The following is a 4,050-nucleotide window of genomic DNA, read 5'->3' as shown; positions in this document are numbered from 1 at the left end:
AAGCCGTTGATTTATTTGGTGGGCGATAGTGGGATCGAACCACTGACCCCTTCCGTGTGAAGGAAGTGCTCTCCCGCTGAGCTAATCGCCCCAAACAGGCCGCGCATATTACGGGCCAGGTCCGGCAGCGTCAAGCCGTCAGTTGCCGGCGCCGGCCTTGCGCATCAGGGCCTGCAGGTATTCGACCGGGATCGCGTAGGTGATGCCGCTCGGCTTCTGGATGACGTTTTCCTTGGTTTCCTTGATGAACACCGAGTTGATGACGCCGTAGACGCGGCCGCTCGCCGGGTCGTACAGCGGGCTGCCGCTGTTGCCGGGGTAGGCGGTGGCGTCGAGCTGCAGCACGTTGAACGGCCGGCTCAGGCGGCGGATGGCGTTGGCGTCGAGCTGGCCGGCCGAGGGCGCCGGGATCGCGACCGGCGTGATCGCCGAGACGATGCCGCGGTGCGTGACCGGGTACAGGCCGAGCACGACGCCGATCGGAAAGCCGGTGAACGCGATCTCCTGCCCCTCGCGCGGCAGGCCGCCGGCGAGCCTGAAGCGCGTCGGCAGCGGCGCGCCGAGCAGCTTCAGCAGCGCCAGGTCGTGCTCGGGATCGGTCTGCACGATCTTCGCCTCGATGGTCGCGAACTCGTTGCCGCGCCCGGCGAACACGGCCGGAAACTCGCGCTTGACCGGATCGAGCGGCTTGTCGACGACGTGGGCGTTGGTGATCACCCAGGTGCCGTCGCCGACGACGAAGCCGGTGCCGAGGAAGTTCGCCGGCGGCCGGCGTGTGGCCTCGTAGGTGCCGACGGCGACGACGGCGCCGCGGATCGCATCGATGGTGTCGGGCAGGCTCGCCGCCGGCACGGCGGCCGGCAGCAGGCCGCTCAGGGCAAGGATCGCGAGCAGCGTCGCGCGGGTCAGGCATCGGTACATGGCAGTGAACCTGCGTCGTCGGGGGGCCGAAACGCGAAGGGCAGGCGCATCGGCCTGCCCTTCGGAGTCGGGAGAGAAGCGGCGCGCGGGGACCGGCGCCTACAGATGCTCGACCGCCACGACTTCCCAGTGCCGGACGCCGCCCGGGGTCTGCACGGTGGCGACCTCGCCCTCCTCCTTGCCGATCAGCGCGCGCGCGATCGGGGAATTCACCGAGATGCGCCCGGACGGGATGTCGGCCTCGTCCTCGCCGACGATCTGGTAACGGACCTCGTCGCCGGAGTCCTCGTCGGCGAGCGTGACGGTGACGCCGAACACGACCTTGCCGGTACGCGGCAGCGCGGTCACGTCGATGACGTGCGCATGCGAGAGCTTGTATTCGATTTCCTTGATGCGGCCTTCGATGAAGCCCTGCTGCTCGCGCGCGGCGGAATATTCGGCGTTTTCCTTCAGGTCCCCGTGTGCGCGCGCCTCGGCGATCGCCTCGATGACTTTCGGGCGGGCAACGGTTTTCAGTTCCTGCAGTTCGGCCCTGAGCTTTTCTGCGCCGGTGGCAGTCATCGGCACCTTCTGGGTCATGCCTGGAGCTCCTTGTGCAAATCCTGGAGGCGGGTGACGCGATCGCTGCCGAGGTCTTCGAGCGCCATGACGGAGGCGCGCGCGGCGGCGATCGTGGTGGTGTAGCTGACCTTGTGCATCAGCGCATTGCGTCGCAGCGAGAACGAGTCGGCAATGGCCTGCTTGCCTTCGGTGGTGTTGACGATCAGCGAGATCTCGTCGTTCTTGATCATGTCGACGATGTGCGGCCGGCCTTCGCCGACCTTGTTGACGATGGCGCACTCCAGCCCGGCGGCGTTGAGCGTCGCCGCCGTGCCGCGGGTGCCGACCAGCGAGAAGCCGCGGGCGACCAGATCGCGCGCCACCTCGACGATCTTGACCTTGTCGACCTCGCGCACCGACAGGAAGGCCTTGCCGGAGGCCGGCAGGCGGTTGCCGGCACCGAGCTGGGCCTTGGCGTAGGCCTCGCCGAAGCTGCGCCCGACGCCCATGACCTCGCCGGTCGACTTCATCTCGGGGCCAAGCAGCGGATCGACGCCCGGGAACTTCACGAACGGGAACACGGCTTCCTTGACCGAGTAGTACGAGGGCACGATCTCGCCCTGCACGCCCTGCCCGGCCAGCGAGCGCCCGGCCATGCAGCGCGCGGCGATCTTCGCGAGCGGCCGGCCGGTGGCCTTGGAAACATAGGGCACGGTGCGCGAGGCGCGCGGATTGACTTCGAGCACGAAGATGTCGTCGCCCTGGATCGCGAACTGCGTGTTCATCAGCCCGACGACGCCGAGCTCGCGCGCCATCGCCCGCACCTGCGTGCGCAGCCGGTCGAGCGTCAGCGGCGACAGCGAGTACGGCGGCAGCGAGCAGGCCGAATCGCCCGAGTGCACGCCGGCCTCCTCGATGTGCTCCATGATGCCGCCGATGACGACATCGCCGTCGGCGTCGGCGATCGCGTCGACATCGACCTCGATTGCGTCGTTCAGGAAGCGATCGAGCAGCACCGGACTGTCATTGCTGACCTGCACGGCCTCGCGCATGTAGCGGCGCAGGTCGTCCTCGTTGTGGACGATCTCCATCGCCCGGCCGCCGAGCACGTAGGACGGACGCACGACCAGCGGATAGCCGATCTCGGCGGCCAGGCGCACGGCGGTCTCGGGATCGCGCGCGGTGCGGTTCGGCGGCTGGCGCAGCGCCAGTTCGTCGATCATGCGCTGGAAGCGCTCGCGGTCCTCGGCGCGGTCGATGGCATCGGGGCTGGTGCCGATGATCGGCACGCCGGCGGCTTCGAGCGGACGCGCGAGCTTCAGCGGCGTCTGGCCGCCGTACTGCACGATCACGCCCTTCGGCGCCTCGACGCGCACGATCTCCAGCACGTCCTCCAGCGTCAGCGGCTCGAAGTACAGGCGGTCCGAGGTGTCGTAGTCGGTCGAGACGGTCTCGGGGTTGCAGTTGACCATGATCGTCTCGTAGCCGTCCTCGCGCAGCGACAGTGCGGCGTGGACGCAGCAGTAGTCGAACTCGATGCCCTGGCCGATGCGGTTCGGCCCGCCGCCGAGGATCATGATCTTGTCGCGCGCACTCGGGGCGGCCTCGCATTCCTCCTCGTAGGTCGAATAGAGATACGCGGTGCCGGTCGCGAACTCGGCGGCGCAGGAGTCGACGCGCTTGTAGACCGGATGCACGTTCAGGCTGGTGCGCAGCGTGCGGATCTCGTGCTCGTTCGTGCCGGTCAGCGCCGCGAGGCGCCGGTCCGAGAAGCCCTTGCGCTTGAGGCCGTACAGGCGATCGCGCTCGCGCAGGCCGGCGACGCCGTGGCCGGCGATGCCGGCCTCGAGTTCGATCAGTTCGGCGATCTGGTCGAGGAACCACGGGTCGATCCGCGTGTAGTCGTGCACCTGCTCGACCGTGTAGCCGAGCCGGAAGGCATCGGCGACGTACCAGATGCGGTGCGCGCCGGGCACGCCGAGTTCCTGCTTCAGGCGCAGCGGCGCCTCGGGATCGAGGCGATCGAGCAGCGGATTGAAGCCGTCGGTGCCGATCTCCAGGCCGCGCAGCGCCTTGTGCACCGACTCCTGGAAGGTGCGGCCGATCGCCATGATCTCGCCGACCGACTTCATCTGCGTGGTCAGGCGCGCGTCGGCCTGCGGGAACTTCTCGAAGTTGAAGCGCGGCACCTTGGTGACGACGTAATCGATCGACGGTTCGAACGAGGCCGGCGTCAGCCCGCCGGTGATCTCGTTCTTCAGCTCATCGAGCGTGTAGCCGACCGCGAGCTTGGCCGCGACCTTGGCGATCGGGAAGCCGGTGGCCTTCGAGGCGAGCGCCGAGGAGCGCGACACGCGCGGGTTCATCTCGATGACGACCATGCGCCCGTCGGCGGGATTGAGGCCGAACTGCACGTTCGAGCCGCCGGTGTCGACGCCGATCTTGCGCAGCACCGCCAGCGAGGCGTCGCGCATGATCTGGTATTCGCGGTCGGTCAGCGTCTGCGCCGGTGCGACGGTGATCGAGTCGCCGGTGTGCACGCCCATCGGATCGAAGTTCTCGATCGAGCAGACGATGATGCAGTTGTCG

At 68.2% G+C, this 4,050-nt stretch carries 3 protein-coding genes and 1 tRNA gene; all 4 read right to left on the bottom strand.

Going from position 1 to position 4,050, the window contains the following annotated elements:
- Positions 1–16: 16 nt before the first annotated feature.
- Positions 17–91: transfer RNA gene (locus PKE44_RS16050), tRNA-Val, on the bottom strand.
- A 47-nt stretch (positions 92–138) separates the two neighbouring features.
- Positions 139–921, bottom strand: a complete 783-nt coding sequence (locus PKE44_RS16045) for a serine protease (RefSeq protein WP_324553144.1) — start codon at positions 919–921, stop codon at positions 139–141.
- 99 nt (positions 922–1,020) lie between these two features.
- Positions 1,021–1,500: a transcription elongation factor GreA gene (gene greA / locus PKE44_RS16040; RefSeq protein WP_324553141.1), complete on the bottom strand. Its 480-nt coding sequence runs from the start codon at positions 1,498–1,500 to the stop codon at positions 1,021–1,023.
- Positions 1,497–4,050 (bottom strand): carbamoyl-phosphate synthase large subunit (carB, locus tag PKE44_RS16035; RefSeq protein WP_324553139.1); only part of this gene is annotated, 2,554 nt, incomplete at its 5' end. The genes greA and carB, both read right to left, overlap by 4 nt.

It is taken from the genome of Plasticicumulans sp. (assembly GCF_035331805.1).
Lineage (GTDB): Bacteria > Pseudomonadota > Gammaproteobacteria > Competibacterales > Competibacteraceae > Plasticicumulans.
This window is presented reverse-complemented; position numbering and strand designations above follow the sequence as displayed.

What these genes read in the sequence shown, in the direction of transcription:
- PKE44_RS16045 (WP_324553144.1), bottom strand. Translation starts at nt 921, where the DNA reads ATGTACCGATGCCTGACCCGCGCGACGCTGCTCGCGATCCTTGCCCTG.
- greA (WP_324553141.1), bottom strand. Translation starts at nt 1,500, where the DNA reads ATGACCCAGAAGGTGCCGATGACTGCCACCGGCGCAGAAAAGCTCAGG.